Origin of the sequence: Mitsuokella sp. oral taxon 131 str. W9106, assembly GCF_000469545.1 — a bacterium.
Taxonomy (GTDB): domain Bacteria; phylum Bacillota; class Negativicutes; order Selenomonadales; family Selenomonadaceae; genus AWVT01.
This window is the reverse complement of record NZ_KI273058.1, coordinates 96,007-120,209: the sequence shown is the minus strand read 5'-3', so window position 1 is coordinate 120,209 and position 24,203 is coordinate 96,007. Positions and strand designations below refer to the sequence as shown.

Annotated in this window: 19 protein-coding genes; 7 read left to right on the top strand and 12 right to left on the bottom strand. The window is 57.4% G+C overall.

Annotated elements, in window-relative coordinates:
- Positions 1–44: 44 nt before the first annotated feature.
- From HMPREF1985_RS04870 to HMPREF1985_RS04840, 7 genes are all read right to left on the bottom strand, one after another.
- Positions 45–2,036: an ABC-F family ATP-binding cassette domain-containing protein gene (locus tag HMPREF1985_RS04870; protein ID WP_021771388.1), complete on the bottom strand. Its 1,992-nt coding sequence runs from the start codon at positions 2,034–2,036 to the stop codon at positions 45–47.
- Between the two features lie 23 nt (positions 2,037–2,059).
- The gene (locus HMPREF1985_RS04865; protein ID WP_021771387.1) at positions 2,060–3,385 is read right to left on the bottom strand and encodes an LCP family protein; all 1,326 of its coding nucleotides are present in this window, start codon (positions 3,383–3,385) and stop codon (positions 2,060–2,062) included.
- A 262-nt stretch (positions 3,386–3,647) separates the two neighbouring features.
- On the bottom strand, positions 3,648–4,991 hold the full coding sequence (gene fucP, locus HMPREF1985_RS04860) for an L-fucose:H+ symporter permease (protein WP_021771385.1): 1,344 nt from the start codon (positions 4,989–4,991) through the stop codon (positions 3,648–3,650).
- Positions 4,992–5,016: 25 nt separating this feature from the next.
- Positions 5,017–5,703 (bottom strand): class II aldolase/adducin family protein, encoded by a 687-nt coding sequence (locus HMPREF1985_RS04855; protein WP_021771384.1) that lies wholly within the window; start codon positions 5,701–5,703, stop codon positions 5,017–5,019.
- A 21-nt stretch (positions 5,704–5,724) separates the two neighbouring features.
- A complete protein-coding gene (locus HMPREF1985_RS04850; protein WP_021771383.1) occupies positions 5,725–6,165 on the bottom strand; it encodes an RbsD/FucU family protein in 441 nt (146 codons plus the stop codon).
- On the bottom strand, positions 6,159–7,637 hold the full coding sequence (locus HMPREF1985_RS04845) for a rhamnulokinase (RefSeq protein ID WP_021771382.1): 1,479 nt from the start codon (positions 7,635–7,637) through the stop codon (positions 6,159–6,161). The genes HMPREF1985_RS04850 and HMPREF1985_RS04845 overlap by 7 nt, the downstream gene beginning before the upstream one ends.
- Positions 7,638–7,660: 23 nt before the next feature.
- Positions 7,661–9,454, bottom strand: coding sequence for an L-fucose isomerase (locus tag HMPREF1985_RS04840; protein ID WP_021771381.1), 1,794 nt, complete (start codon positions 9,452–9,454; stop codon positions 7,661–7,663).
- A gap of 272 nt (positions 9,455–9,726) precedes the next feature.
- On the opposite strand from HMPREF1985_RS04840, the gene HMPREF1985_RS04835 reads away from it, so the two are divergent.
- A complete protein-coding gene (locus HMPREF1985_RS04835; RefSeq protein WP_021771379.1) occupies positions 9,727–10,608 on the top strand; it encodes a helix-turn-helix transcriptional regulator in 882 nt (293 codons plus the stop codon).
- Between the two features lie 220 nt (positions 10,609–10,828).
- Here the strand turns inward: HMPREF1985_RS04835 and narI are convergent, their stop codons facing one another.
- The 5 genes from narI to HMPREF1985_RS04810 form a co-directional block, all read right to left on the bottom strand.
- Positions 10,829–11,491 carry a respiratory nitrate reductase subunit gamma gene (narI, locus tag HMPREF1985_RS04830; protein WP_021771378.1) on the bottom strand — a complete coding sequence of 221 codons (663 nt, stop codon included), beginning with the start codon at positions 11,489–11,491 and terminating at the stop codon, positions 10,829–10,831.
- Positions 11,488–12,015: a nitrate reductase molybdenum cofactor assembly chaperone gene (narJ, locus tag HMPREF1985_RS04825; protein WP_040637114.1), complete on the bottom strand. Its 528-nt coding sequence runs from the start codon at positions 12,013–12,015 to the stop codon at positions 11,488–11,490. Before narJ ends, narI begins: the two co-directional genes overlap by 4 nt.
- 2 nt (positions 12,016–12,017) lie before the next feature.
- The gene (narH, locus tag HMPREF1985_RS04820) at positions 12,018–13,442 is read right to left on the bottom strand and encodes a nitrate reductase subunit beta (protein WP_040637112.1); all 1,425 of its coding nucleotides are present in this window, start codon (positions 13,440–13,442) and stop codon (positions 12,018–12,020) included.
- Positions 13,432–17,112, bottom strand: a complete 3,681-nt coding sequence (locus HMPREF1985_RS04815) for a nitrate reductase subunit alpha (RefSeq protein WP_021771375.1) — start codon at positions 17,110–17,112, stop codon at positions 13,432–13,434. Before HMPREF1985_RS04815 ends, narH begins: the two co-directional genes overlap by 11 nt.
- Before the next feature lie 157 nt (positions 17,113–17,269).
- Positions 17,270–17,950, bottom strand: coding sequence for a Crp/Fnr family transcriptional regulator (locus HMPREF1985_RS04810; protein ID WP_040637252.1), 681 nt, complete (start codon positions 17,948–17,950; stop codon positions 17,270–17,272).
- Between the two features lie 240 nt (positions 17,951–18,190).
- Here HMPREF1985_RS04810 and HMPREF1985_RS04805 point away from each other — a divergent pair, with 240 nt between their 5' ends.
- The 6 genes from HMPREF1985_RS04805 to HMPREF1985_RS04780 all read left to right on the top strand — a co-directional run bounded on the left by HMPREF1985_RS04805 (position 18,191) and on the right by HMPREF1985_RS04780 (position 24,122).
- The gene (locus HMPREF1985_RS04805) at positions 18,191–19,528 is read left to right on the top strand and encodes an MFS transporter (protein ID WP_021771373.1); all 1,338 of its coding nucleotides are present in this window, start codon (positions 18,191–18,193) and stop codon (positions 19,526–19,528) included.
- A gap of 152 nt (positions 19,529–19,680) precedes the next feature.
- Entirely contained in the window at positions 19,681–20,460 is a 780-nt protein-coding gene (locus HMPREF1985_RS04800; RefSeq protein WP_021771371.1) for a cyclase family protein, read from the top strand.
- Between the two features lie 163 nt (positions 20,461–20,623).
- Positions 20,624–21,244 (top strand): PTS sugar transporter subunit IIA, encoded by a 621-nt coding sequence (locus HMPREF1985_RS11570; RefSeq protein ID WP_081695805.1) that lies wholly within the window; start codon positions 20,624–20,626, stop codon positions 21,242–21,244.
- A 24-nt stretch (positions 21,245–21,268) separates the two neighbouring features.
- The gene (locus HMPREF1985_RS04790; protein ID WP_040637111.1) at positions 21,269–22,099 is read left to right on the top strand and encodes a PRD domain-containing protein; all 831 of its coding nucleotides are present in this window, start codon (positions 21,269–21,271) and stop codon (positions 22,097–22,099) included.
- A gap of 11 nt (positions 22,100–22,110) precedes the next feature.
- A complete protein-coding gene (locus HMPREF1985_RS04785; RefSeq protein ID WP_021771368.1) occupies positions 22,111–23,490 on the top strand; it encodes a PTS transporter subunit EIIC in 1,380 nt (459 codons plus the stop codon).
- Positions 23,487–24,122 carry an HAD family hydrolase gene (locus tag HMPREF1985_RS04780; RefSeq protein ID WP_021771367.1) on the top strand — a complete coding sequence of 212 codons (636 nt, stop codon included), beginning with the start codon at positions 23,487–23,489 and terminating at the stop codon, positions 24,120–24,122. The genes HMPREF1985_RS04785 and HMPREF1985_RS04780 overlap by 4 nt, the downstream gene beginning before the upstream one ends.
- Positions 24,123–24,203: the final 81 nt, after the last annotated feature.

The window sequence follows — 24,203 nt, the reverse complement described above, 5'->3', positions numbered from 1 at the left end:
CCTCCTCATCGTCCGTCACGCCGCCCGGTCTGCGCCAACACTCGTTACGCCTCCGTCAGCGTTTCCCACCTCGCGTAGCGCTGCTCGATTTCCCGCTCCTTTGCCGCGTATTCCGCCGCGATCTCACGGCTCTTTTCAGGGTCTTTCTGCACGGCGGGATCGTTTATCGAAACCTCAAGCCCCTTGAGTTCCGCTTCCGCCATGGCGATCTCCGCCTCGGCGCGCTGGATCATTTCCTCGCGCCGCGCTTCGCTCATGCCTTGGATGCGGCTCGTTTCCGCCGCCTCGCGCGCCGCTGCTTCCGCCTGCGCTTTCCCGCGCGGCTCGCTTCCGCCGCGCTCTGCCCGCTGCCGCCGTGCGCACTCTTTTTCACGTGCCTTTTCCTTGGCCGCTTTTTCGCGCTCCGCCTCTTTCCGCTCTGCCGCTTCCTCTGCGGCCTCTTCGCGCTCCGCTTCCTTTTTCATTTGATAGTAGCTGTAGCCGCCGAAATACTCCTTCAGCCTGCCTCCCTCCAGCTCAAACGTGCAATTCGCGACTTTGTCGAGGAAGTAGCGGTCATGCGAGACGGCAAGAAATGTGCCGGGGTACGCCATGAGCGCTTCTTCGACTGCCTCGCGCGCGGGAATGTCGAGATGGTTTGTCGGCTCATCGAGCACGAGAAAATTCGCGCCCGTGAGCATGAGTTTCAAAAATGCGACGCGCGACTGCTCGCCGCCCGAAAGCGAGCCGATGCGGCGAAGCACTTCGTCGCCGTGGAATAGGAACGCCCCGAGGTAACGGCGCGCCTGTTCCTCGCCGAGCCCGAAATCCGACTGAAGCTCTTCGAGAATGGTATGGTCTGGGTTGAGCCCTTCGTGCTGCTGCGAGAAATAGCCGATCTTGACCCGGCTGCCGATCTTCACGCGGCCTGCGCCCTGCGGCTCGATCTCGCCGACGAGCAGGCGAAGGAGCGTCGTCTTGCCCGCACCGTTCGGTCCGACGAGTGCGACGCCATCCCCGTTCCGAATACACAGCGAAAGATGCTCGAATACCGTATGCCCGCCAAACGCGACACGGACGTCTTCAAGCTCTGCGACGCGCTGCGCGCACGCCGGAGGGGCACTGAACGCAAAGGAATTGAAGGCCGCCTCCTCAGGCGGCAGCACGATGCGCGCAAGGCGGTTCAGCTGGCTCTGCCTGCCGCGCGCCTGCTTGCTCTTGATGCCCGCCTTGTAGCGGCGGATGTACTCCTCCGTCTTTCGGATGTGCTCCTGCTGCTTCTCGTAGGCGGATTGGAGCGCGGCGCGGCGCTCGGTCTTGACTTTCATGAAGTACGTGTAGTTGCCCTCGTAGCTCGTGACCGTACGCCCCGCAAGCTCCAGGATGCGCGTCGCGGTGCGATCCAGGAAGTAGCGGTCATGCGAGATGATGAGCACGCCACCCGAATAGGCGCGAAGGAACCCTTCCAGCCACTCGATCATGCGGACGTCAAGATGATTCGTCGGCTCATCGAGGAAAAGGAAATCCGGTTCGCGCAAAAGCGCCTTTGTGAGACAGATGCGCGTCTTCTGCCCCCCCGAAAAGCAGCTGGCTTCCTTTTCCAAGTCCTCTTCTGTAAATCCAAGCCCAAAGGCGACGCGGCGGATGCGCGCCTCGTAATCGTAGCCGCCGAGCTGCTCGAACCGAAATGCGACGCGGCTGTACGCCGCCATCGTTTCCTCGCTGTGGTCGCTTGCGATGCGCACCTCAAGCTCGCGCTTCTTCGCGCCGAGCGCGATGACGTCGCGGAAGGCGCGGAGAAACTCCTCGTAGAGCGTCCCGTCTCCGAACTCCGCCTGCTGCTCGACGTAGCCGATCGAAGCGGCACCTTCGAATTGCACCGTGCCGCTGTCGAGCTCTTCCTGCCCTAAAAGACAGCGCATGAGCGTCGTCTTGCCCGCGCCGTTTGCGCCGACAAATCCGACCTTGTCCCCATGCGCGACTTCAAACGTCACATCGTGAAAAAGCGTCTCGATACCGAATGCCTTCTTGAGGCCGATTGCCTTCAGCGAACTCAACCGCCGCTCCCCTTCCTGCCGATCTATTTGCTGTCTTTCCTGCCGGTTTTCCTGTAGTCAAGGCCGATGTTGACGACAGCCTGGTTCGAGCTGCCTCCGTCCATGATGATGCACGGGAACGGCATGCCGTAAAATACATCCGTATTGCGCGTCGCGGTCGTGATCGTCGTCTGCTCGCGCGAACTCGTCCGTCCCGTCTCGACCCCCGAAATGATGAATCCCTTGCGCTGCAGCACTGCTGCGACCTCTGCTCCCGCACCGTTGATCCCACTCGAATTGATGACCATGACGGAGATCTCCTTCGGTCTCATCGGCTTTTCTGCCGGCTCATCCCCCGCGCTTTCGCCGAGTGACGCGCTTCCCTGCGATTTCTGTGCGATGACCTTGAGGTCTTTCGGCAGCGCCGCGAAGTACGCGTCTTCGTCCTTCTGCGCCTGTTCCTTCTCCTTCTCCGAGAGCGTCCGCCCCATCTCGGAAGCGAGCAGGCCGCGCAGTTCGGGGATATCCGGCAGCCAATAGCTGATATCCTCGTGGAAGCCGGGGCTTCCGGGCACCATCTTCGCCTCGAGTCCCTGCGCCTGTACGCCCTTCAGGACCCTGGCAAAGCCGAGAAGCTCCATCGCCGACATATCCGTCTCCATCGAAGTGCGGACCTCCTCGATGACCTGCGGCAGGCGCGGGAGCATATCGGGCGAAATGAGCTTTGCGAGCACCGCCTTCATAAAAGTCTGCTGGCGTCCAATGCGCCCGATATCGCCCTCGCCATCGCGGTAGCGCACGTACTCCATCGCCTTCTTGCCATCCATGTGCTGTTCGCCGGGGTAAAAGTCGATGACAAGCCCCCCGTCGTCATCCCACGGATCTTCATAGTGCATGCGCTTCCGGACGTTGATATCTATGCCGCCAATCGCATCGATGATGCGTTCAAATGCTCTCGTGTCGATGAGGATGTAGTGGTCGATCTTGACACCGAGAAGCCCCTCGACACTCTTCTGCGTGAGCTTATGCCCGCCGAACGCGTAAGCGTGATTGATCTTGTCGTTCCCATTTCCCTCGATCGCAACGCGCGTGTCACGCGGGATGGAGAGAAGCGCCGCCTTTTCCTTTGCCGTATCGACCGATGCGACCATCAAGGTATCGCTGCGCCCGACGTCGTCGCTGCGCCGGTCGACCCCCATGATCATGATATGCGTGATGCCGTCCTGCTTGCCTGCCGGATCCCCTAAGCGAAACGCGCCCTTCTGCCATGCTGCATAGCAGCAAGCCGCCACGAGGGCGAGGACAAGCAGCAGGATGGCCGCTCGCCTGACACGTCGAAAACTACGTTTTCTCTTTCGCGTTCTTCGCATTTGTTCTCTGATCCTTCATTCAATATAACCGAAGTTCTTCCATCTAACTTTCATAGTATAGCAAATCCCCTCGCTTCCCGCAAGAATTACGCGTGTGTGCTCCTTTCCCTAGGTCGAACGTCCCAGGCATGCGTGCCGCACAAAGACTGGCACGCAAAAAAAGGCGCACGCTCTTATGGAGCATGCGTCTTTATGTGCGTTGTTTTCCCCGTGAATGCGATCGGCTGCGAATCGCATCCATCTCGATATGTTACGCCTGTCTTCACGACTCTTCCTGTGCATGGCGGAAGCGCAGTGCATAGGCGAAAACGACGGCAAAGCAGAACGCAGGGAGGAAGAATGCGGAGCGGATTGCCGTTTCCTCCGGCGTAAAGCCGCTGACCAGGAAGGCAAGCGTGCTGTTGTCGACGAGCCCGCCCATCATCGGCGTGATGATCGCGCCGCCAAGGATCGCCATGATAAGCCCTGCCGCGCCGAACTTGACCTCTGGGCCAAGCCCGCGCAGTGCAATGCCGTAAATCGTGGGGAACATCAAGCTCATGCACCCGGAAATCGCAATCAGCGTGTAGATGGAAACGTCAATCGGCAGGTAGACGGTACCGATGCTGCAGACAATGCCGCCTGCGGCGAACGCCGCCATCATTTTGGCCGGCGTGATATACTTCATGAGATACGTGCAGAGCCAGCGGCAGCCGATGAAAAGGAAGATGGAGTAGATGTAGAAATTTGCCGCCTCTGCTTCAATGACATGCAAGTTCGTCATGGCATACTTGATCGTCCAGGTCCAAACGGCAATCTGCACGCCGACATAGAAGAACTGGGCCATCACGCCGCAGTAGTAACGGGGAATCGAGAGCAGCCTCTTGAGCGCCTCGGCAACCGTCATCTCGTCTGCCGCATCCTTGTCGCTGAGCTTGCTGCGGAAGAACACGCACCAGATGACAAAGGCAATGAGGATCAGGCCGACATACGGAACGCAGACCCAAAACAACTCGCTGTCGCGAAGTGCGGCAAGCTCCGACGCGCCCATCGCGAGCCGATCATCGAGTGTGGCGGGATTGAGATGAGCGAGAATGACGTACTTGGCGAGGAAAAGGCCTGCCATCGAGCCGAGCGGATTGAATGCCTGTGCAAAATTGAGCCGCCGCACGCTCGTCTCCTGCGCACCGAGCGACAGGACGAACGGGTTGCACGTCGTTTCAAGGACGGAAAGCCCGCCTGCGAGTATGAAGATCGATACAAGGAAAAGATTATAGCTTTGCAAAAGCGCAGCCGGAATATATCCAAATGCACCGACCATGTAAAACCCGAGTCCGACAAGGACGCCTACACGATACGAGTAGCGCTTGATAATAAAGGCGGCAGGAAGCGCAAGCACGGCATAGGCGCCGTAGAATGCAACCTGTACGAGCGAGGAATCGACTGCTTTGATCATAAAGATCTTCGCAAAAGACGGGACGAGATTATCCGTCATGTTGTTCAGGAGTCCCCATAACGCAAAGCACGATACCAAAAGCATGAAATACACGCGGTTTTCCTTCGAAACGACAGGCATATCCTGCGCCTCCATGGGCGGGGAAACCGTCCCGTTTAATTCCGACTTCATAAATGTACACTCTCCTCTGACTGCTTTATTTGTCCGATGCGTAATGCTTGTATCCGGGATGCCTGCCTGTGATGCCGTAGTATTTCCGCAGCTCGATGAGCTTGTCGATATTCTCCCTCGAAATCTCCTTCGGGCCGCCAAGCATATAGGCGGTCAGGTTGATTTTGGCAAAAAGTTCCACCGTTTCCATCCGATAGTAAGCATCGATGAGGGTCGCACCGACGGTGAGCGCGCCATGATTCTCAAGCAGAACGGCATCGTGTTCCGCGAGGTACGGTGCAATCGCATCCGGCACTTCCTGCGTCGACGGCGTCCCATACGGCGTGATCGGGATCGAGCCAAGCGTCGCGACGGTCTCGATCATGTCGTAGCGATCCAAAGGAACATGCGCGACGGCAAATCCTGTCGCCGTCGGCGGGTGTGCATGAAGCGCCGCCCCGACATCCTCACGTTCCTTGTAGCAGCGAAGGTGCATTTTGATCTCCGATGACGGACGATACCCCTCCTCTGCCTCTAAGATCTTGCCGTCCCTATCGATATGGACGAGCTTCTCCGGCGTGATAAAGCTTTTGCTGATACCGGTCGGCGTCACCATCAGCGTTCCGTCCGGCAGCTTCACGGACACATTGCCGTCATTCGCTGCGACCCAGCCAAGCTGCCACATCTTGTGGCAGACGTCGCAAATTTCATCCTTTATCTTCTCGTATGCCATTTTCCTGTCTCCCGTCTCCCGTCACTCCGTAACGACGCCTTTTTGCAGCATGATATTCGCGTAAATTGCCATCTCGCTCGTCGTCACGATCGCATAAGCCTTTCGTGCTTCTTCGTAAAATTGGAAGCGTTCGATCGTGCCGATTGCCTTCGCGCCGCGCGTGTCATGGCGTGTGACAATTTCACGGTACGTATCCCAAATCGGCGTTTTCGCGGGATCGCCGGGCATGACCTCCATGAGGTTCACGGGATGCTCGGTGTACGAATCGAGCGGAAAAAGCTGCAAGATCGCATCCAAAAGCTCCGGCACGCCATGGCCGTCAGCGCGCACCACGACCGCGTTTTTTCCGATGGACTCCGCCGGAAAATTGCCATCCGCGATCACGATGCGATCGCTGTGCCCCATTTCGGCGAGGACGCGCAACAGCTCCGGCGACAAAATTTTGGGAATTCCTTTCAGCATGCTACGATCTCCTTCCATTTCTCATAGGCGGCATCCCACGCAGCCGGATCCGCCGGCACATACGTGCGGCACGGTTCCGAGTCTCGCACGGCCTGCCGCGCCTCTTCGAGACTTCCAAGCGCTCCCGACGCCAAAAGCTGTACGAGCACATTGCCCATGACCGTCGCCTCGATCGGGCCCGCCAAGATATTTCGCCCACAAGCATCCGCTGTCATTTGGCAAAGCAAACCGCTCTGCACGCCTCCGCCGAGGATATGGATTTCTGCTCCCCGCGTTTCCGGCACGCAGTCTTCCAACTGCGCAAGCGCTGCCCGATATTTGAGTGCGAGGCTCTCATCTATGCAGCGAATGATTTCGCCCTCGCTCTGCGGTATATGCTGATGCGTCCGCTCGCAATAGGCGCGGATGCGCTTCGGCAGATCGCCCGATGGCACAAATTCCGGCGCATCGGGATCGACAAGCGACTGAAACGGCTTCGTTTTCCCTGCCATCTGTTCGAGCTCGCCAAACGCATAGCTGCGTCCCTCACGCATCCATTGGCGGCGGCTTTCCTGCACCAGCCAAAGCCCGATGATGTTCTTGAGGAACGATACCCTGCCGCCATAGCCGCGCTCATTTGTATAGTCTGCGAGCCGCGCTTTTTCGGTGAGGATCGGATCGCGAAGCTCGGTTCCCAGCAGCGACCACGTCCCGCAGGACAAAAAGACAAAATTTTCTTTCTTTGTCGGCACGGAAACCATCGCACTCTGTGTGTCATGTCCCGCTACAGCAATGACCGGGATTCGCTCAATGCCGAGCTCTTCCGCAATTTGAGCATCGAGGCGCCCGATCCGAGTCCCTGACGGAACGATATGCGGGAAAAGCGACGGCGGCAGTCCCAGTGCTTTCAAGACCTCCTGCGACCAATCCTGCGTCTGCGCGTCCATGAGCTGCGTCGTGGAAGCGATGGAAACCTCTGCGCACGCCTCCCCGGTCAGCATATAATGGAACAGATCCGGCATCATGAGCAGGGTTTCGGCGCGCGCAAGCAAGTCCGGCCTGCGCCTTTGCACGGCGCGCAATTGAAATGCCGTATTGATCTCCATGAGCTGATTGCCCGTTGCCGCGTAGAGCTCCGCCGCGGAAATATGACGGAACACTTCCTCCAGCATCCCGCTCGTTCGCTTGTCACGATAATGGACCGGATTTTCGAGCAGGTTCCCCATCTCATCCAAAAGGGCGAAGTCAACGCCCCACGTGTCGACGGCCATGCTGTCGATAGGCCCGACGGATTTCGCCTTTAAAAGCCCCTGCTTGATCTCGTGAAAGAGCCGCAGGACATCCCAATACATCGTGCCCCGCACGATAACGGGATCGTTTGAAAAGCGGTGAAGCTCGCGGAGCGCGATGCGCGCTCCGTCAAACTCCGCACACATGACCCGCCCGCTGGAAGCGCCGAAATCCACAGCCAAGACCCGTTTCGTCTTTGCCATAAAAAGCCCTCCCTGCCTTTTTCTTACTTATACATAGGCCCGTAGGCTGCACAAGCGCGATAATCCTGCCCTTCCTTATCCTCGCCGAACGCATTCCATGCTGCCGGGCGGAAAATCTTCTCTTCCGGCACATTGTGCATGCAAACCGGAATGCGAAGGATCGAGCAGAGCGTGATGAGATCCGCGCCAATATGCCCGTAGCTGATCGCGCCGTGATTCGCGCCCCAGTTGTTCATGACGTCGTATGCCGAACGGAATGCGCCCTTTCCCGTCAATCGCGGCGTGAACCAAGTGCAGGGCCAAGTGTAGTCGGTGCGCTTCCATAGCTTGTCCGACACCTCTTCCGGCAGATTGACCGTGTAGCCTTCAACGAGCTGAAGGACGGGGCCAAGCCCTTTGACGAGATTCAAGCGAACCATCGTGGCAGGCATTTCCGCGCGCGTCAGGAAACGGGAAGAGAATCCGCCCCCACGGAAGTATCCATTATCCGCCGGGCACCATTCCGTCGCTTCGAGACATGCGTCCTGATCGGCTTGCGTCATCTCCCAGAAGGGCTTGATGGCGCCATTTCCGTCTTTATCCTTTGCTTCGCCGCAGGCATCAAGGCACGCTGCACCGGAATTGATCAGATGGATGAAGCCCTTGCCTTCCTTTGCAACGCCTTCGAGATCATACCCCGTGGCTTCCTTGACGGCCTTCGGGCTCCAATACGTACGCACATCGGCAAAGATCTGTGCACGATTCGTGAGCAGCTTATTGAACAGCATCGAAACGCCATTCAGCGTATCGTTTTCCGTCGCGAGGACATAGCTCTCACGCGCGCCCGTCCAGTCAAAAGACGAATTGAGCAAGGCTTCCGGGAAATCGCAATTCGGATAAAAGTCCGTCCATTGCCGCTGTCCTTGGAATCCGCCCGCAATGGCATTGTGTCCGACCATCTCCTCTTCGCAGCCCTTCGGGAGATTCGGATTGCCGTTGTAAAGGTCTTTGATGATGCACATCATCTTGACGACGAACTCCCATGCTTTCTTTTTCTCTGCATCGGTCTTGCGCGCGAAATCGGGGTTCTTGTCAAAGCCTTCCTTGCAATGCTCCTTCGTCCATGCGAGAGCCTTCTCGTATTCCTTTGCATCGTAGATGCCTTCCGTCATGCGCCGAATGATCTCGACTTCATCGACGGATTCGACGCGCATTCCGAGGTATTCCTCAAAAAATTCCGGGTTGATGATGGAGCCTGCTATCCCCATCGTGATCGATCCGATCTGCAGGTACGATTTGCCTCGCATTGTCGCTGCCGCAACTGCTGCGCGTCCGAAGCGCAGCAGCTTTTCCTGCACATCCTCGGGGATTCCCTTCGCATCTGCAGCTTGCACGTCATGCCCGTAGATGCCAAATGCAGGAAGACCTTTTTGTGCATGGCTCGCGAGAACCGACGCGAGGTAGACAGCGCCCGGCCGTTCCGTCCCATTGAATCCCCAAACGCCCTTGATCGTCATGGGATCCATATCCATCGTCTCGGATCCGTAGCACCAGCACGGCGTGACCGTCAGCGTGATGTCCACGCATTCCCGCTTGAACTTTGCCGCGCACGCCGCCGCTTCGGCAACGCGTCCAATCGTCGTATCCGCGAGGACGACGCGGACAGGCTCACCGTTCGTATACTTTAGATTCTTCTCAAAAAGTTCTGCTGCGGCTTTTGCCATGCCCATCGTCTGTTCTTCAAGCGAGCCGCGTACATCGAGGACGCCGCGCCTTCCATCAATCGTCGGACGGATGCCGATAACCGGATACGCACCAACCAGTCTGCTCTTTGCCATTTGAGATCGCTCCTCTCCATTCTCTTCCGTTGGTGGGATTTGGAGAATTTTTTCTTATTCTCCTTTGTTCTTGCGTATAGTATAGCATTGCAGAAGGTTCCGTTCTTGTGTTATACTCACAATAAATAGGAGAATTTTACTCTAATGAATTTTCTCAATAATAAGAATCTTAAGCAGGAATGCTTATCAACTCATAACATAATCTAATGGAAATAAAAAAATATTACTCTAAAGTATAACAATATTATCCTATATAGAAAGTGAGGCATCCAATGAAGCACGATAGCTATAACGAGATCCAGCAACGCGGCCGATTCGATTTCCCCATTGCCTTCTACTACGTGGACCGCACGCATCCACGCTTTTACATGCCTTACCATTGGCACATGGAATTCGAAATACTCCATATCATACAAGGCCGTTTTGTCCTTTCCCTCAACGAGCAAACGGTCCACGCGGAAGCCGGCGATGTCGTGTTCATTCGGGACGGCATCATCCATGGCGGCCATCCTGATTCATCCGACTGCCTCTACGAATGTGTCGTTTTCGACTTGCAAAAATTCCTCAAGAATGACATCAGCGGGAAAGACCGAATCGATGCCGTCCTCTCGCACGAACTTCGCGTGAATAACTACTTGCCGCATGGTCGTTCAGGAATCCAATCCATCGTAGAGTTGCTTTTTCATGCCATTCGCGAGCAAAAAAACGGTTATGAATTTCTCGTACTCGGAATGCTTTATGCCTTTTTCGGCGTGATCTTCAAGGAAGGGCTTTTCCATCAGCCGCAATTCAGCGAGCAGGAGCAGCAAGTTGACCGCCAGCATATCATCCAGATCAAACGCGCTTTGCATCTCATCGACGAGCGCTACGCAGAATCCATCTCGCTCGATGATATGGCAGATGCTGCCGGCCTATCCCCGAACTACTTCTGCAAATTCTTTAAGCGCATGACGCATCGCAGTCCCATTGAATACCTCACGCGCTATCGCATTGAAATGGCGTGCACCAAGCTAAAAAACGAAGATGCCCCCATTACGGCGATCGCCTACGACTGCGGCTTCCATGACGTCAGCTACTTCATCAAAACCTTCCGCCGCTATAAGAAGATATCCCCGGGGAAATTCCGCAAGGCAGATCTTAGAACGCACGGATAGATTCCGTGCCTCCATCCTGACGCATCTTTTTCCCGCAAACATGATAATGGCTCCCAAACGTTAGATCCGCTGCGTCTAACATTTGGGAGCCAGGTCAGAAAAACACGTCTTTTCTTTTGGAATTTCGTTTCGTGCCAACGCATCAAGCGACGGATCCGCTCCGTCGTCCATGTCCACGCATCGGCGCAGGGCCGGAAGGATTCATGCCGCCCGCACTTGCTTACTTTCTGCGATAGAGGATATGCGCGCGGCCGATGTACTCAAACGGAACGCTCAGGCAGTGCACGAGGCGCGAGAACGGGAATAGGATCGCCGTGAGCATCCACATGAGCATGTGGATCTGGAAGATCGCGGGGATTTTGTCCATGAGCGGGACGTCCGGATGCAGCATGAGGACGGAGCGGAACCACGGCGAAATGGATTCGCGGTAATCAAACGCCCCGCTGATATTCATGACCGTGCCGAGCGTGCCCGATAGGATCGTCAAAAAGAGCACGAGGTACAGAAGGCGGTCCGTGTTGCTCGTATTGACCTTCATGCGTGCCTTGCCGAAGCGGCGCAGCGAGAGGACGATGAAGCCGCCGAGAAAGAGCACGGCAGCGGGGATACCGCCGAGAAGCGCAATCATATGGTAGGAATGCTCGTTGATGCCCGCCGTCTCCGTGACGAACTTCGGAATCAAGACGCCGATGACATGCCCGCCGAATGCCATGACGAGGCCGAGGTGAAAGAGGGGGCCTGCCCACTTCATGCCATCGCGGCCAAGGAACTGGCTCGACTTCGTCGTCCAGTTGCGCTCGCGCATCGTGTAGCGGACGATGGTGCCGCCGACGAGGATGACGAGCGCGATATACGGCAGGACGCCATAGAAAAATGTGTTCATGATGCTACCTCCAATCCTGCCGTTTCCATCAGCACCAAATCCATGAGGAAGGACTGCGCGAGCTTCGCCTCAATGAAGCGCGAGCGAAGAAGCTCCACGCGCGGCTTGATGCTCGTAAGCACGTCCTTCGCGTGATCTGCCTGAAGGGATGCCGCGAGTTCGAGGAGCGCGGGCAAATAGTCCGGGAGCTGGCGGTTGACGTCATAGCCGTTTTCGAGAAAGAGCACCTTGTAGCGGTGCATTTCCTCCGACTGCTTGCCGTAGTCCGTGCGTTCCTGCGTCGTGAGATATAGGTTCGTATTCATGGAGAAGTCGAAGGATCGGACATACTGTTCCTCATACGCCTTTTTCCCTTCACCCTCGACGTAATCGATGAACTCAGAGAGGAGCCCGCGCGCCTGCTGTGACTCGATTTCCTCTACTGCCGCCTTGTACGCCGGCAGCTCATCCCACCATGCGGGATCCGGGTATTCGAGCAGGTGCGAAACGATGGCCAGCGTTTTCGTATAGCCTGCGACTGCCATGGTCAGCACCCCCCCATCGGGCACGTGTAGTTTCCGCCGCCCTGCATCTCGCGGAGCTTTTCCTGCGAAACGCCCTGCAATCCTGCGGGGATGTTGAAGCGCTCCTTGTACTTCGCGATGCCGAGCAGGCGGTACATCTTCTTGTATGCCTCAGCCGGCAGGGCGAGATGCGCGGGCAATTCCTCGCCCGTCATCTCCGCACGCATGACGCAGCGCATTTCGAGGAGGCGCTGCAGGACGAGTGCCATCTCTGCCGTATTGCCTGCCGTGAAGAGCTGGGCGAGGTAAGCGACGGGGATGCGCATTTCCTCTGCGTCCGGCAGGTAGACGTCCGCTTCGACGCGCCGTGCGATCGGCGAGAGGGGCGGCACGTACCAGACCATCGGCAGCGTGCGGTACTCGGGGTGAAGCGGCAGCGCGAGCTTCCACTCCTTGATGAGGCGATAGACGGGCGAATCCTGTGCCGCGCGGATCCATGCGTCCGTGATGCCCTCTTTCTTCGCCGCCCCGACGACAGCGGGATCGCTCGGATCGGCGAGGAGGTCGAGGACGCGGTGGTAGATTTCGCCCGCTTTTTTCGTCTGCGCCGCATCGAGCACCTTGTCCATATCGTAGAGCAGGACGCCCATGTAGCGCATGCGGCCGACACACGTATCGGCGCAGACGGTCGGAAGCCCGCCCTCAAGGCGCGGGAAGCAGAAGACGCACTTTTCCGCCTTGTTCGTCTTCCAGTTGAAGTAGACCTTCTTGTACGGGCAGGCGGGGACGCAGTGGCGCCAGCCGCGGCAGCCGTCCTGCGAGACGAGGACGACGCCGTCCTCATCGCGCTTGTAGATGGCGCCCGATGGGCACGCCGCAACGCACGCCGGATTGAGGCAGTGGTTGCAGATGCGCGGCAGATACTTCATGAAAAGGTCATGGAACTCGAGCGAAATCTTCTGTCCGATCGCTTCGAGGTTGACGTCGCGGCGGGCAGACTCCCCGCTTGCGAGGTCGTCTTCCCAGTTCGGTCCCCATTGGATCTCCATGCGCTCGCCCGTGATGAGCGAGCGCGGGCGAGCGATGGGCTGATGGTTCCTGCGCTTTGCGTGAATGAGCGTCTCGTAGTCATACGTCCACGGCTCATAGTAGTCGTCGAGTTCGGGCTGCTCGGGATGGAAGAAGAGCTTGGCGAGGCGCGTCGCCTTCGAGCCCGTCGCAAGTCCGAGGTTGCCGCTTTTGTCGAGCTTCCAGCCGCCCTTCCACTTCTTCTGATCTTCCCAACGCTTCGGATAGCCGACGCCCGGCTTCGTCTCGACGTTATTGAAATACATGTATTCCGCACCTTCGCGGTTGGTCCATACGTTCTTGCAGGTGATGGAGCACGTGTGGCAGCCAATGCACTTGTCAAGATTCATGACCATGGATACTTGCGCTTTAATCTTCAAGCCAATCAACCTCCTGCATCTTGCGCGCCACGACGTAAATATCGCGCTGGTTGCCCGTCGGGCCGTAATAATTGAAGCCGTAGCTCTGCTGGCCGTAGCCGCCGATCATGTGCGTCGGCTTCATGTGGATGCGCGTCGGCGTGTTATGCGTGCCGCTGCGCGTGCCCGTGATCTTCGAGCCGGGGACGTTGATGTGGCGGTCCTGCGCATGGTGCATGAAGAGAACGCCCTGCGGCAGGCGCGGGGAAACCGCAACGCGGCTCGTGACGACGCCGTTATGGTTGTAAAGCTCGATCCAGTCGTTGTCCTTGACGCCGATCTCAGCGGCATCTTTCTCGTTCATCCAGACCGTCTGCCCACCTCGAAAGAGCGTGAGCATCTGCTGGCTGTCGAAGTACATCGAGTGTATGCTCCACTTGTTGTGCGGCGTCAGATACTTCAGCGTGATTTCCTTTGTCTCGCCGAGCAGCTTCTTGATCGGGCGATAGTCGAGGATCGGCTTGTACGTCGCGAGCGCCTCGCCGAACTCCTGCATCGTCTCGTGGTCGAGGTAGAACGACTGGCGTCCCGTTATCGTACGGAACGGCACGAGCTCCTCGACGTTCGTCGTAAAAGGCGTGTAGCGGCGCCCGTTGTTGCTGCCCGTAAAGATCGGGCTCGTGATGGACTCCTTCGGCCGGACGGCGATTTCCTCAAACGTAAAACGCTCGTTTTCGCGGCTTTCCGAAATGCGTGCGAGATCCTTTAGCCCCGTGTTCTCCTCGACCGTATGCCATGCCTTCACGGCTGCCTTGCCCGTCGTCGTCGACGAGAGCCCGAGCACCGCATCACATGCCTGCCGCGCCGTATAGATGGACGGGCATCCGTAGGAGACATAGTCCTTGTTCTCAATCATGCCGTTGCGGCGGCGCACCTCTTCGTACTGCTCGGCAGAATCCCACGAAACGCCATGCGCACCTTGACGCGTGCCGGCGCCTGGGCCGAGCCCGATCCACTTTTCGTACGTTTTCGTATAGTCGCGCTCGATCGTCACGAGCCCCGGCATCGTCTTGCCGGGAATCGGCTCACACTCGCCCTTTGACCAGTCGCGGACACGGCCGCAGGGCTGCGCGAGCTCGCCCTCGCTGTCGTGCGCAATCGGCGGTGCGACGACATCCTGATACGGCTTGAGCCCGGCTTCCTTCGCGACCTTCGAGACCGCCTTTGCGAGCGTGCGGTACGTGTCCCAGTCCGTACGCGATTCCCACAGCGGATCGACTGCCGCCTGGAACGGGTGGACGAAGGGATGCATGTCGGTCGAGGAAAGGTCGTCCTTCTCGTACCAAGTCGCAGCAGGCAGGACAACGTCGGAGTAAAGCGCCGTGCCCGCCATGCGGAAATCGATGTCGATGAGAAGATCGAGCTTCCCTTCCGCCGCGCCGCCCGGCTTTTCGTTTTCTTCCGTTTCGCGCCAATGGATTTCCCGTGGACGCGTCGGCCCCTCTTCCTCTGCGAAAACGGTGTGCTCCGTACCGAGCAAGTACTTATTGAAGAAATCGTTGCCCTTTGCAGATGAGCCCAAAAGGTTCGCCGCCCAAACAAAGAGATTGCGTGGGAAGTTCTCAGGCGCATCTGGATCCTGCACGCAAAATTCAAGGCTCTTGTCCTTCAGTGACTCGACGATGTACTTCTTGACGTCGATGCCCTTTGCCGCCGCTTCGTCGTGAAGCTGCTGCCCGCCCTTCTTGAACGTCGGGTACGACGGCAGCCAGCCGAGGCGCGCCGCGAGCACGTTGTAGTCAGCAGGATGGCGGTAGCGCGCATCCACAAGCGGCGACTTGAGGTCCCGCACGTCAACCTCGTCGCTGCGCCACTGATCCGTCGCGAAGTAGTAGAACGACGTCGCGTTCTGGAGGCGCGGCGGTGCCTGCCAGTCCGATGCCGACATGATGCGCGCCCAGCCCTCTGCCGGGCGCAGCTTCTCCTGCCCGACGTAGTGCGCCCAGCCGCCGCCATTGCGTCCTTCAGCAGCCGTGAACAGCAGGAGGTTCAAGATCGTGCGGTAGACGATATCGGCATGGAACCAGTGATTGATGCCGCCGCCCATGATGACCATCGTGCGCCCCTTCGTCTTGAGGGAATTGTCGGCAAACTCGCGCGCCGTGTGGATGCACGTCGCAGCGGGGACGCCCGTGTACTTCTCCTGCCAGTGCGGCGTGTACGGCTCGTCGTCCTCATACGACTTCGCGCAGTCTCCGCCGATGCCGCGGTCGATTGCGTAGTTCGCAAGCGTGAGGTCGTAGACCGTCGTGACGAGTACCTCGCCGCCTGCCGTCCTGACGTACTTTGCCGGGACGGAGCGCTTCAGGACACGATCCTCGCGCTCGTTGCCGAAATACGGGAAATCCACCGTGACGACCTCGTCAAAGCCGCCGAGCACGGAAAGCTGCGGCACGATTTTCTCGCCCGTATCGCGGTTCTCCTCGCGGAGGTTCCATTTCTTCTTGTTGTCCCAGCGGTCGCCCATCGTGCCGTTCGGGATGGCCATCTTGCCCGTGATCTCGTCGATGACGTAATACTTGAAGCCGGCGTGCTTCTCCTTGCGCCCCATATCCTCTGCATTGAGAAAGCGGCCGGGCTGATACGTCCCGTCGTCCTTTTTGTCGAGGCGGACGAGAAACGGGAAGTCCGTGTAGCGGCGCGCGTAGTCCGTGAAGAACTCCGCCGGCTCCCCCCAATAGTATTCCTTCAGAATGACGTGTCCCATCGCCATCGCGAAAGCCGCGTCGCTGCCGACCTTCAGCGAAATCCACGCATCGGCGGCCGTCGTCGACTCCGCGTAGTCCGGCGCGACGGAGACGACCTTCGTGCCGCGGTAGCGCGCCTCGAGGAGGAAATGCGCATCCGGCGTGCGCGTGAGCGGTACATTCGAGCCCCACGTCATGATATAGCCGGCGTTGAACCAGTCCGACGACTCCGGCACGTCCGTCTGATCCCCCCAGACCTGCGGGCTCGCAGGCGGAAGATCCGCGTACCAGTCGTAGAAGGAAAGGCCTGCGCCGCCCATGAGCTGCATGAAGCGCGCGCCTGCGGCATACGAGAGCATGCCCTTTGCGGGGATGACGCAGAAGCCGAAGTTGCGGTCCGGCCCGTACTTGTACGCCGTGTGGAGAAGCGATGACGCAATGAGCTCCGACACCTCCTCCCAATTGGAGCGCACGAAGCCGCCCTTGCCGCGCGCCTCCTTATAGCGCTTCGTCTTGGCCGGGTCGTTTGCGATGCTCTGCCATGCGGCATACGCCGTCTTATGGCTCCTGCGCGCCTCGCGCCAAAGCTCTGCAAGCTCGCCGCGCAGGTACGGGTACTTCACACGGTGCGGGCTGTAGAGATACCACGAAAACGTCGCACCGCGCGGACAGCCGCGCGGCTCGAAGTCCGGCATGTCCGGGCTCGTCTCTGGGTAGTTGTGCTCCTGATTCTCCCATGCGACGAGACCGTTCTTGACATAGATATTCCAACAGCACGAGCCCGTGCAGTTGACGCCATGCGTCGAATGGACGCATTTGTCGAACGACCAGCGGTCGCGGTAAGTGTCCTCCCACTCGCGGCCGCCTTCATGCAGCTGCTGATGCCCGGTCGAGGATTTCTGGACCGGGATCAGATGCTTGAATTTCGTAAAAACGCTGCTCACGTTATCCCCTCCTAATCGCCTATCATTTTATCGGTTTTTAATTCGATGAAATGTAATAAACATCACATATAGGATGCATATCACAAATTTATTTGCTGATTCTTCATAAAAATACCGCCAAAACGATCCTTTGGCGGTATTTCCCTAATCCTATTTATTATTTGATATTGCAAATTTCGCATCCGCAATTCTCGCATTGAATTGCTTCCTTGAGATAGTCGAGATCGCGAATGAAGATCAGGTGCTCGCGATACTCGATGACGCCTGCGCGGCGAAGCTCGCTGAGCATGCGATTGAGGCTCTCGCGTGCCGTCGCCGAATAGTTGGCAAGCTCCTGATTCGTCAGCGGAACCGAAATCAGGATGCCGTCTTCCTCCTGTCTGCCGTAGCTGTTCGCAAGACGAATGAGCGTCGAGTAAAGCGCGCCCTTCTTGCCGTAAAGCAAAAGATCGCGAAACTTCGAATGCTGCTTGCGCATGTGCGCACCGACAATTTTGAGCAAATTCGTCGCGAGCTTCGGCGTCCTTTCGAGGTAGTCCTGCAGGACGGGGTACTCGATGGCGTAAACCTCTGCCGCACTCTGCGCGATGGCATTGAAGATATAAGCCGGCTTCTGTTCGTAGAGCGCGAGTTCCCCGACGATGCTGTCGCGCGAGGCGAGCCGCAGGGAGAGCACGCGTCCCGACGACGCATACTTCGTGATGAACACCTGCCCCGACCGCACGATGTAGAAATAGCGCGCCGCATCGCCCTCGCGGAACAGGTACTCGCCATCGTGCAGCTTGACAATCTTGCCCGGCAGCTCATAGAAACGGCGCACGAGCGCCTCCATATCCATCTGCTTCATATCGAATTTCCTCCGCCTCGTTTACTCACGCCAAAATGTTGGTTTTTCTGAACGCGTCATTCCATCCGTATTTTTATACAAAGAGACACTTTCTAATAGGATAGCGTACAAATTTTTCCTATGCCGTAATATATGTTACAAAAGTGATTTTTTTTACATACAAATGGATCGTCTTCTATTATAATATTGCGCGATTGTATGGTTCTTATCTATTTCTAAGGAGAGTTGGATATGGCAGAACAGCATCTCGCCGCACTCGGACCCAACCCCTCGCGCAAGGAAATCCTCGCGCATTGGGATCCGGAAAACAAGGATTTTTGGGAGCGTTACGGCAAGAAAATCGCGACACAGAACCTCTACACCTCGACATGGGCGCTGGTTCTGTCCTTCGTAGCGTGGACGCTTTGGGCAACCGTCGCGGCAAAGCTGAAATTCATCGGTTTCGCGTTCAGCGATGAGCAGATTTTCACGCTTGCCGCGCTTCCTGGTCTCGTCGGTGCGACGGGACGTCTCTTCTACACCTACCTGCCCGGCCTCATGGGCGGAAAAAATAGCTGCTTCGTCACGACGGCGCTCCTCCTCCTCCCGCTCTTCGGCCTTGGCCGTGCCCTGCAGGATCCGACGACATCCTATGACACATTCGTCCTGCTCGTCTCCTTCATCGGCATCGCGGGCGCAAACTTCTCCGCGTCCATGGCGAACATCGGCTTCTTCTTCCCGAAGGCGAACAAGGGATTCGCGCTCGGCGTCAACGCGGGCGTCGGCAACCTCGGCGTCTCGCTCATCTACCTCACGGCACCGATCCTGCTTGGCTGGAACCTCTCCTCGTTCTTTGGTCCCGGCGTCTCGGGTCCTGAGGGCATGATGTACGTGCAGAACGTCTGCTTCTTTTGGATCATCCCGACCATCATCACACTCGGTCTCATCCTGAAATTCATGGACAATTTGCCTCTGCCGAAACAGAGTCCGAAGAGCATCCTTTCGATCTTCAGCAACAAGCACACCTGGCTCATGTGCTGGATCTATACCTGCGGCTTCGGCTCGTTCATCGGATTCTCGGCGGCGCTCGGGCTCCTCGTATCGAAAGAGTTCCCTGAAGTTTCCTTCTCCTACGCCGCCTTCCTCGGCCCGTTCATCGGCGCAGGCATCCGTCCCGTCGGCGGTCTCCTCGCCGACAAGCTGGACAGCGGCTCGAAGGTCACGCTCGTTTCCCTCTTCATCATGCTCGGCGCGACGATCCTCGTCCTCTTGGGGCTTCAGGCGCACCGCTTCCCGCTCTTCTTCGGCGCCTTCCTGCTGCTCTTCCTCACGACGGGCTTCATCAACGGCGCTTCCTTCCGCATGATTCCGTACATCTTCACGAACCCGTTCCACGCCTCGCTCGTCACAGGCTTCACGGCGGCGATTGCGGCATACGGAGCGTTCTTCATCCCGAAGATTTTCGGCTGGTCGTACGCGACCTTTTCGAGCGTCATTCCGGCGTTCTACTGCATCATCGGCTTCGCCGTGAGCACGATCCTCATCACTTGGTTCTTCTACGCGCGCAAGGGATCCGGCATCAAGTGCTGACTCCTCTGTGCAGATTCAAAGCCCTGGCCGACGTGGTCAGGGCTTTCTTATATACGCATTCGCACAGACTGGATTGACAAAGCAGGAAAACTTCCCTATCATAAATAGAGCGTATCGTTTTTCTGTATTTTCATAGAAAAGGACGGTTCACGATGGAACACAATCTTTGGAACGTACTGCAGGAACTTCACTCAGACGCGTACGAATGGGTGGATCTCAGCCACCCGCTCAACAATGACAGCCCGTACTGGCCGGGCATCCCCGCAGGCTCGGTCGAGCTTTCAAAGACCGTCTTCGACTGGGGCAATCCGATGCTCGACTGCCTCATCCAGACGTTCAAGTTTCCGGGGCAGTTCGGCACGCATATCGACTTTCCCGGTCACTTCATCCGAAACGCATCGCTCTCCGAGGCGTACGGCACAAAGCAGATGATCTATCCGCTCGTCGTCTTAGACATCAGCGAGAAGGTCAAAAAAAATGTCCACTACGCCATCACCGCAGACGACATCAAGGCATTTGAAGCCGCGCATGGCGCGATCCCGGACGGCGCATTCGTCGCCCTGCGCACGGACTGGTACAAGAACTGGCCGAACATGGAGAAACTCTCCGGCGCGGGCGCAGACGGCTCCGAGCACGCGCCCGGCTGGTCGATGGAGGCGCTCAAGTACATCTACGAGACGCGAAACGCGGCGGCAAACGGGCATGAGACGCTCGACACCGACGCGAGCAAACTTGCGGAAAAGGCAGGCGACCTCGCCTGCGAGCGCTACGTCCTAAAGAGCGGCAAGCTCCAGATCGAAGTCCTTGCAAACCTCGACCGCGTCGCGCCCGTCGGCGCGCTCCTCTTCGCCGCATGGCCGAACATCGAAGGCGCAACGGGGCTTCCCGTCCGCGTCTTTGCCATCACGCCGAAGCAGAAGCAATCGAAGTAATCCCACCAAAAGAAAAAGAAGGGCGTCCGACCGGCAATCGGACGCCCTTCCGTTTTCTTTCCTTTTATTCCTTTTTTATTCCTTTTTGCCATTTGCCTTTGCCATTCACCTAGGTGAACAGGTTCTGTCGAAATACCTTGACAAAACACAGAAAGTCGTTATAATGAGTATAAAGTTCAAAGGTGTTACTGTTCGGCAGGCATTACCGCGATCTCTGCGCAGAGCGCAGGCGTATGGTGATGTCTGTTTTTTGTTGTATGGAAAGGTCGTTTTTCAGATGTCTTTTCTTCAGATGTTCAAAAGGGGACCGCAGGCAAAGCGTCCAAAAGAGGTGCAGGAAAATGTGGTCTATGTTCCTGTGGAGGGAGAGCTGATCCCTTTGGGACAAGTGGAGGATAAGGCATTTGCTTCGGGCAGCCTCGGGGGCGGCTGTGCCGTTCGTCCCACGGACGGCACAGTCTATGCACCCGTGAGCGGAACGGTGAAGATGGTATTTCCCACGGGACATGCCGTCGGTATTGTCAGTGCCGCGGGGATGGACCTGCTCATCCACGTGGGGCTCAATACGGTCGAGATGAACGGGAAAGGCTTCCATGTGCTCGTATTTGCCGGACAGGCCGTACAGGCGGGGGACCCGCTCCTGACGTTCGACCGCGCGAAGATACGCGAGGCGGGATACGATTCGACCGTCATCATGGTGGCAGGAAACGAAAAGGAGTTTCCGCCGTTTCAGATGCGGCCGCCGAGAACGGTCGCGGCGATGGCGGAGGCATTTTCTTTTTAAATGCGCGAAGGAGGGAGGCTGCCTTTGAAGATTTTGCGTGTATACAGCAACAATGTGGTCTTGGCCAGCGACGAGACCGGCGCAGAGGTTGTGGCCATCGGCAAGGGCCTCGGCTTTGGGGCGCATGTCGGTGACACGATCTCAGAAACGGCTGTGGAGAAACTCTTCGTGCTGAAAGACAAACAGGTACAGAATAGGCTCGGTGAGATCATCGGCGATCTGCCCAGCGTCTACTTGGAGATCGCAGGGGACATTCTGAAGGCGATTCAGGACGATACGGGGCGGCCGATCGACGAGACGATCTACCTCACCCTGACGGATCATATCAGCGTATCGCTTGCACGCGAAAAAGCGGGCGTGCGATGTGTCAATCCGCTGCTGCCTGAAATTCGTCTGCTCTATCCCGAGGAATTTCGTCTTGCGCAGCTTGCGGTGCCTATCATCCAAAGCTTCCTTGATGTCACAATCTCAGAGGATGAGGTTGGGTTTATCACGCTTCATATCGTCAATGCATATATGAATCATCGCATGGTGGATACGATGAAGGTGACGCGCATGATACGGAACATCCTCGCGATTATTGAGGCAGCCTTTCCGGAGGCCTACCGAAAAAAGGGTCTTCCCTACGATCGCCTTTTGCGGCACCTGCAGCTCTTTCTTTGGACATTGGTGACAGCCGAGACGATGGTGCAGGAGAAAAGCTATTTTTTCACATGGGGCAAGAGCGAGCATAAGGATGCCTACGCATGCGTGCAGCAGATTGCTGCCTATCTCGAAGAGGAGACGGGCAAGAGCATCACAAATGGTGAGCAGGGCTATCTCCTGCTTCATCTGATCAATTTGATTCATTCCTAGGAGGTAATCGTATGCGGGAAAATTTGACTGCGGAGATTCTAGACGCCGTCGGCGGATCGGAAAATGTCGCATCGCTTGTACACTGTGCGACGCGGCTGCGGTTTTCGCTGAAGGATGAGGCGAAGGCGGATGATGCGAAGGCACAAGCGATTCCGGAGGTGCTCAGCCTCGTGAAGAAGGGCGGGCAGTACCAGCTCGTCATCGGCAACGATGTGGATCGTGTCTATGCCGCACTGGTCGCCGCGGTACCTGCACTGCAACAGGAGAAAGCGCCCAAGGCGGAGACGAAGGCCGTCGAGGAGAAAACACTCATCAACAGAATTCTCGGAACGATCACAGGCTCTATCGCTCCTGTTGTGCCCCTCCTTGCCGGTTGTGGTATGGGCAAGGTGCTGCTGCTCGTTCTGGTGATGACCGGCTTGCTCGACAAATCGTCCTCTTCCTACGTATTTCTCAACATGATCTTCGATACGGGCTTCTACTTCATGCCCGTCTTTATCGGCTTCTCCTCGGCAAAAATGTTCGGCTGCAATCCGTATATGGGCGCATTCATCGGTCTCGCCATGATCCATCCGACATGGGTGGCGATGGTATCAAAGGGGAACCCCGTGGAGTTCCTCGGCATCCCCATTATGCTGGCGAAGTACTCGTCGACGATTGTGCCTGTGCTGCTCTCTGTCTGGATCATGTCCTACATCGAGCGTGCGGTGAAGCGCATTACGCCTGCCATGGTAAAGATATTTGTCGAGCCGATGCTCGTCGCGCTCATCAGTGTGCCGCTCGCACTCATCTGCATCGGCCCGGTCGGCAACGTTATCTCGCAGGCAATTGCGGACGGCAGCATGTTTGTCTACGGCCTGCTGGGCAGCTTTGCACTCGCGGCACTCGCAGCCCTCTATCCATGGCTCGTATCCATCGGCATGCATAAGGCGCTGAGCCCGATCAGCATCATGCTCGTCGCGCAGCAGGGCTTTGACCCCGTCATCCGCGTTGTGGCACTCTGCTCGAACATGGCGCAGGCGGCTGCTGCGATGGCGGTCGCGTGGAAAACGAAGAATCAGAAGCTCCGCTCGCTCGCCCTCTCATCCGGTATGACCGCCTATCTCGGCGGCATCACGGAGCCTGCCATGTACGGTGTCAACCTGAAGCTGAAGCGTCCCATGTACGCCTGTATGCTCGGCAGTGGTGCGGCGGCGCTCTTTGCGGGGATCGTAAAGCTCAAGGCGTTCATCTACGTCACACCTGGCCTGCTCAGCATGGCAATGTGGGTCAGCGAGGATGAGAACTACATCGTATATGCACTCATCACCCTGCTCATCTCATCCGTTGTCACCTTTGCGGCAGCGCTTGTGATCGGCTTTGAGGATCCGAAGGAGGAGGAAGAAGCATGAAGCGTGCGTTTATCTTTGACATGGACGGCGTCATCATCGACAGCGAGCCGCTTCACACGGCGACGAAGATGGAGACCTTTCACCATTTTGGCATCCCGTTTGAGAAAAGCCGCCTCGAACAGTACGCCGGGCGCACAAGCAAGGAGCTGTTCTCTGATGCCCTTGCCGACTGCCCAACCGAATTGACATGGAAGGAGCTCGCAGACTACAAGCATCAGCTCTACATCGACCGATTGACACATGCTGCCGACATCGTGCCAATCCCCGGCGTCGTACAGCTCATTGCGCGCCTCCACGCGAAAGGCAATCTGCTCGCCGTTGCCTCCTCCACGGGGCGGAACATTATCGAAATGGTGCTGCGGCGTTTCGGTCTACGTCACTACTTTACTGCCATCATCAGCGGTGCAGAGCTCCCGCGGAGCAAGCCGGATCCCGCGATCTACCGCAAAGCAGCGGATGCCCTCGGCATTGTGCCTGCACACTGTACCGTAATCGAGGACGCGACCGCCGGCATCGCGGCGGCAAAGGCCGCCGGCATGACCTGCATCGCCTATCACAACCCGAACTCCGGCAATCAAGATCTCTCCCATGCAGATTGGATCGCCGAGAGTTTTGATCGGATTGAACCGTAATTCTAACCGAACAAGTTTTATTTCCTTCTTCTTGCCTTTCTGCTATACTTTAACTTCAGAAGGATATAGAAAAGGAGTCTT

Bases quoted from the DNA above. Each gene is read 5' to 3' on its own strand.
- HMPREF1985_RS04805 (WP_021771373.1), top strand. From the start codon at position 18,191: ATGGCAGAACAGCATCTCGCCGCACTCGGACCCAACCCCTCGCGCAAG.
- HMPREF1985_RS04835 (WP_021771379.1), top strand. From the start codon at position 9,727: ATGAAGCACGATAGCTATAACGAGATCCAGCAACGCGGCCGATTCGAT.
- HMPREF1985_RS04810 (WP_040637252.1), bottom strand. From the start codon at position 17,950: ATGGATATGGAGGCGCTCGTGCGCCGTTTCTATGAGCTGCCGGGCAAG.
- HMPREF1985_RS04855 (WP_021771384.1), bottom strand. From the start codon at position 5,703: ATGGCATACGAGAAGATAAAGGATGAAATTTGCGACGTCTGCCACAAG.
- narI (WP_021771378.1), bottom strand. From the start codon at position 11,491: ATGAACACATTTTTCTATGGCGTCCTGCCGTATATCGCGCTCGTCATC.
- HMPREF1985_RS04785 (WP_021771368.1), top strand. From the start codon at position 22,111: ATGCGGGAAAATTTGACTGCGGAGATTCTAGACGCCGTCGGCGGATCG.
- HMPREF1985_RS11570 (WP_081695805.1), top strand. From the start codon at position 20,624: ATGAGTATAAAGTTCAAAGGTGTTACTGTTCGGCAGGCATTACCGCGA.
- narJ (WP_040637114.1), bottom strand. From the start codon at position 12,015: ATGGCAGTCGCAGGCTATACGAAAACGCTGGCCATCGTTTCGCACCTG.
- HMPREF1985_RS04840 (WP_021771381.1), bottom strand. From the start codon at position 9,454: ATGGCAAAGAGCAGACTGGTTGGTGCGTATCCGGTTATCGGCATCCGT.
- fucP (WP_021771385.1), bottom strand. From the start codon at position 4,991: ATGAAGTCGGAATTAAACGGGACGGTTTCCCCGCCCATGGAGGCGCAG.
- HMPREF1985_RS04850 (WP_021771383.1), bottom strand. From the start codon at position 6,165: ATGCTGAAAGGAATTCCCAAAATTTTGTCGCCGGAGCTGTTGCGCGTC.
- HMPREF1985_RS04865 (WP_021771387.1), bottom strand. From the start codon at position 3,385: ATGCGAAGAACGCGAAAGAGAAAACGTAGTTTTCGACGTGTCAGGCGA.
- HMPREF1985_RS04800 (WP_021771371.1), top strand. From the start codon at position 19,681: ATGGAACACAATCTTTGGAACGTACTGCAGGAACTTCACTCAGACGCG.
- HMPREF1985_RS04780 (WP_021771367.1), top strand. From the start codon at position 23,487: ATGAAGCGTGCGTTTATCTTTGACATGGACGGCGTCATCATCGACAGC.
- HMPREF1985_RS04845 (WP_021771382.1), bottom strand. From the start codon at position 7,637: ATGGCAAAGACGAAACGGGTCTTGGCTGTGGATTTCGGCGCTTCCAGC.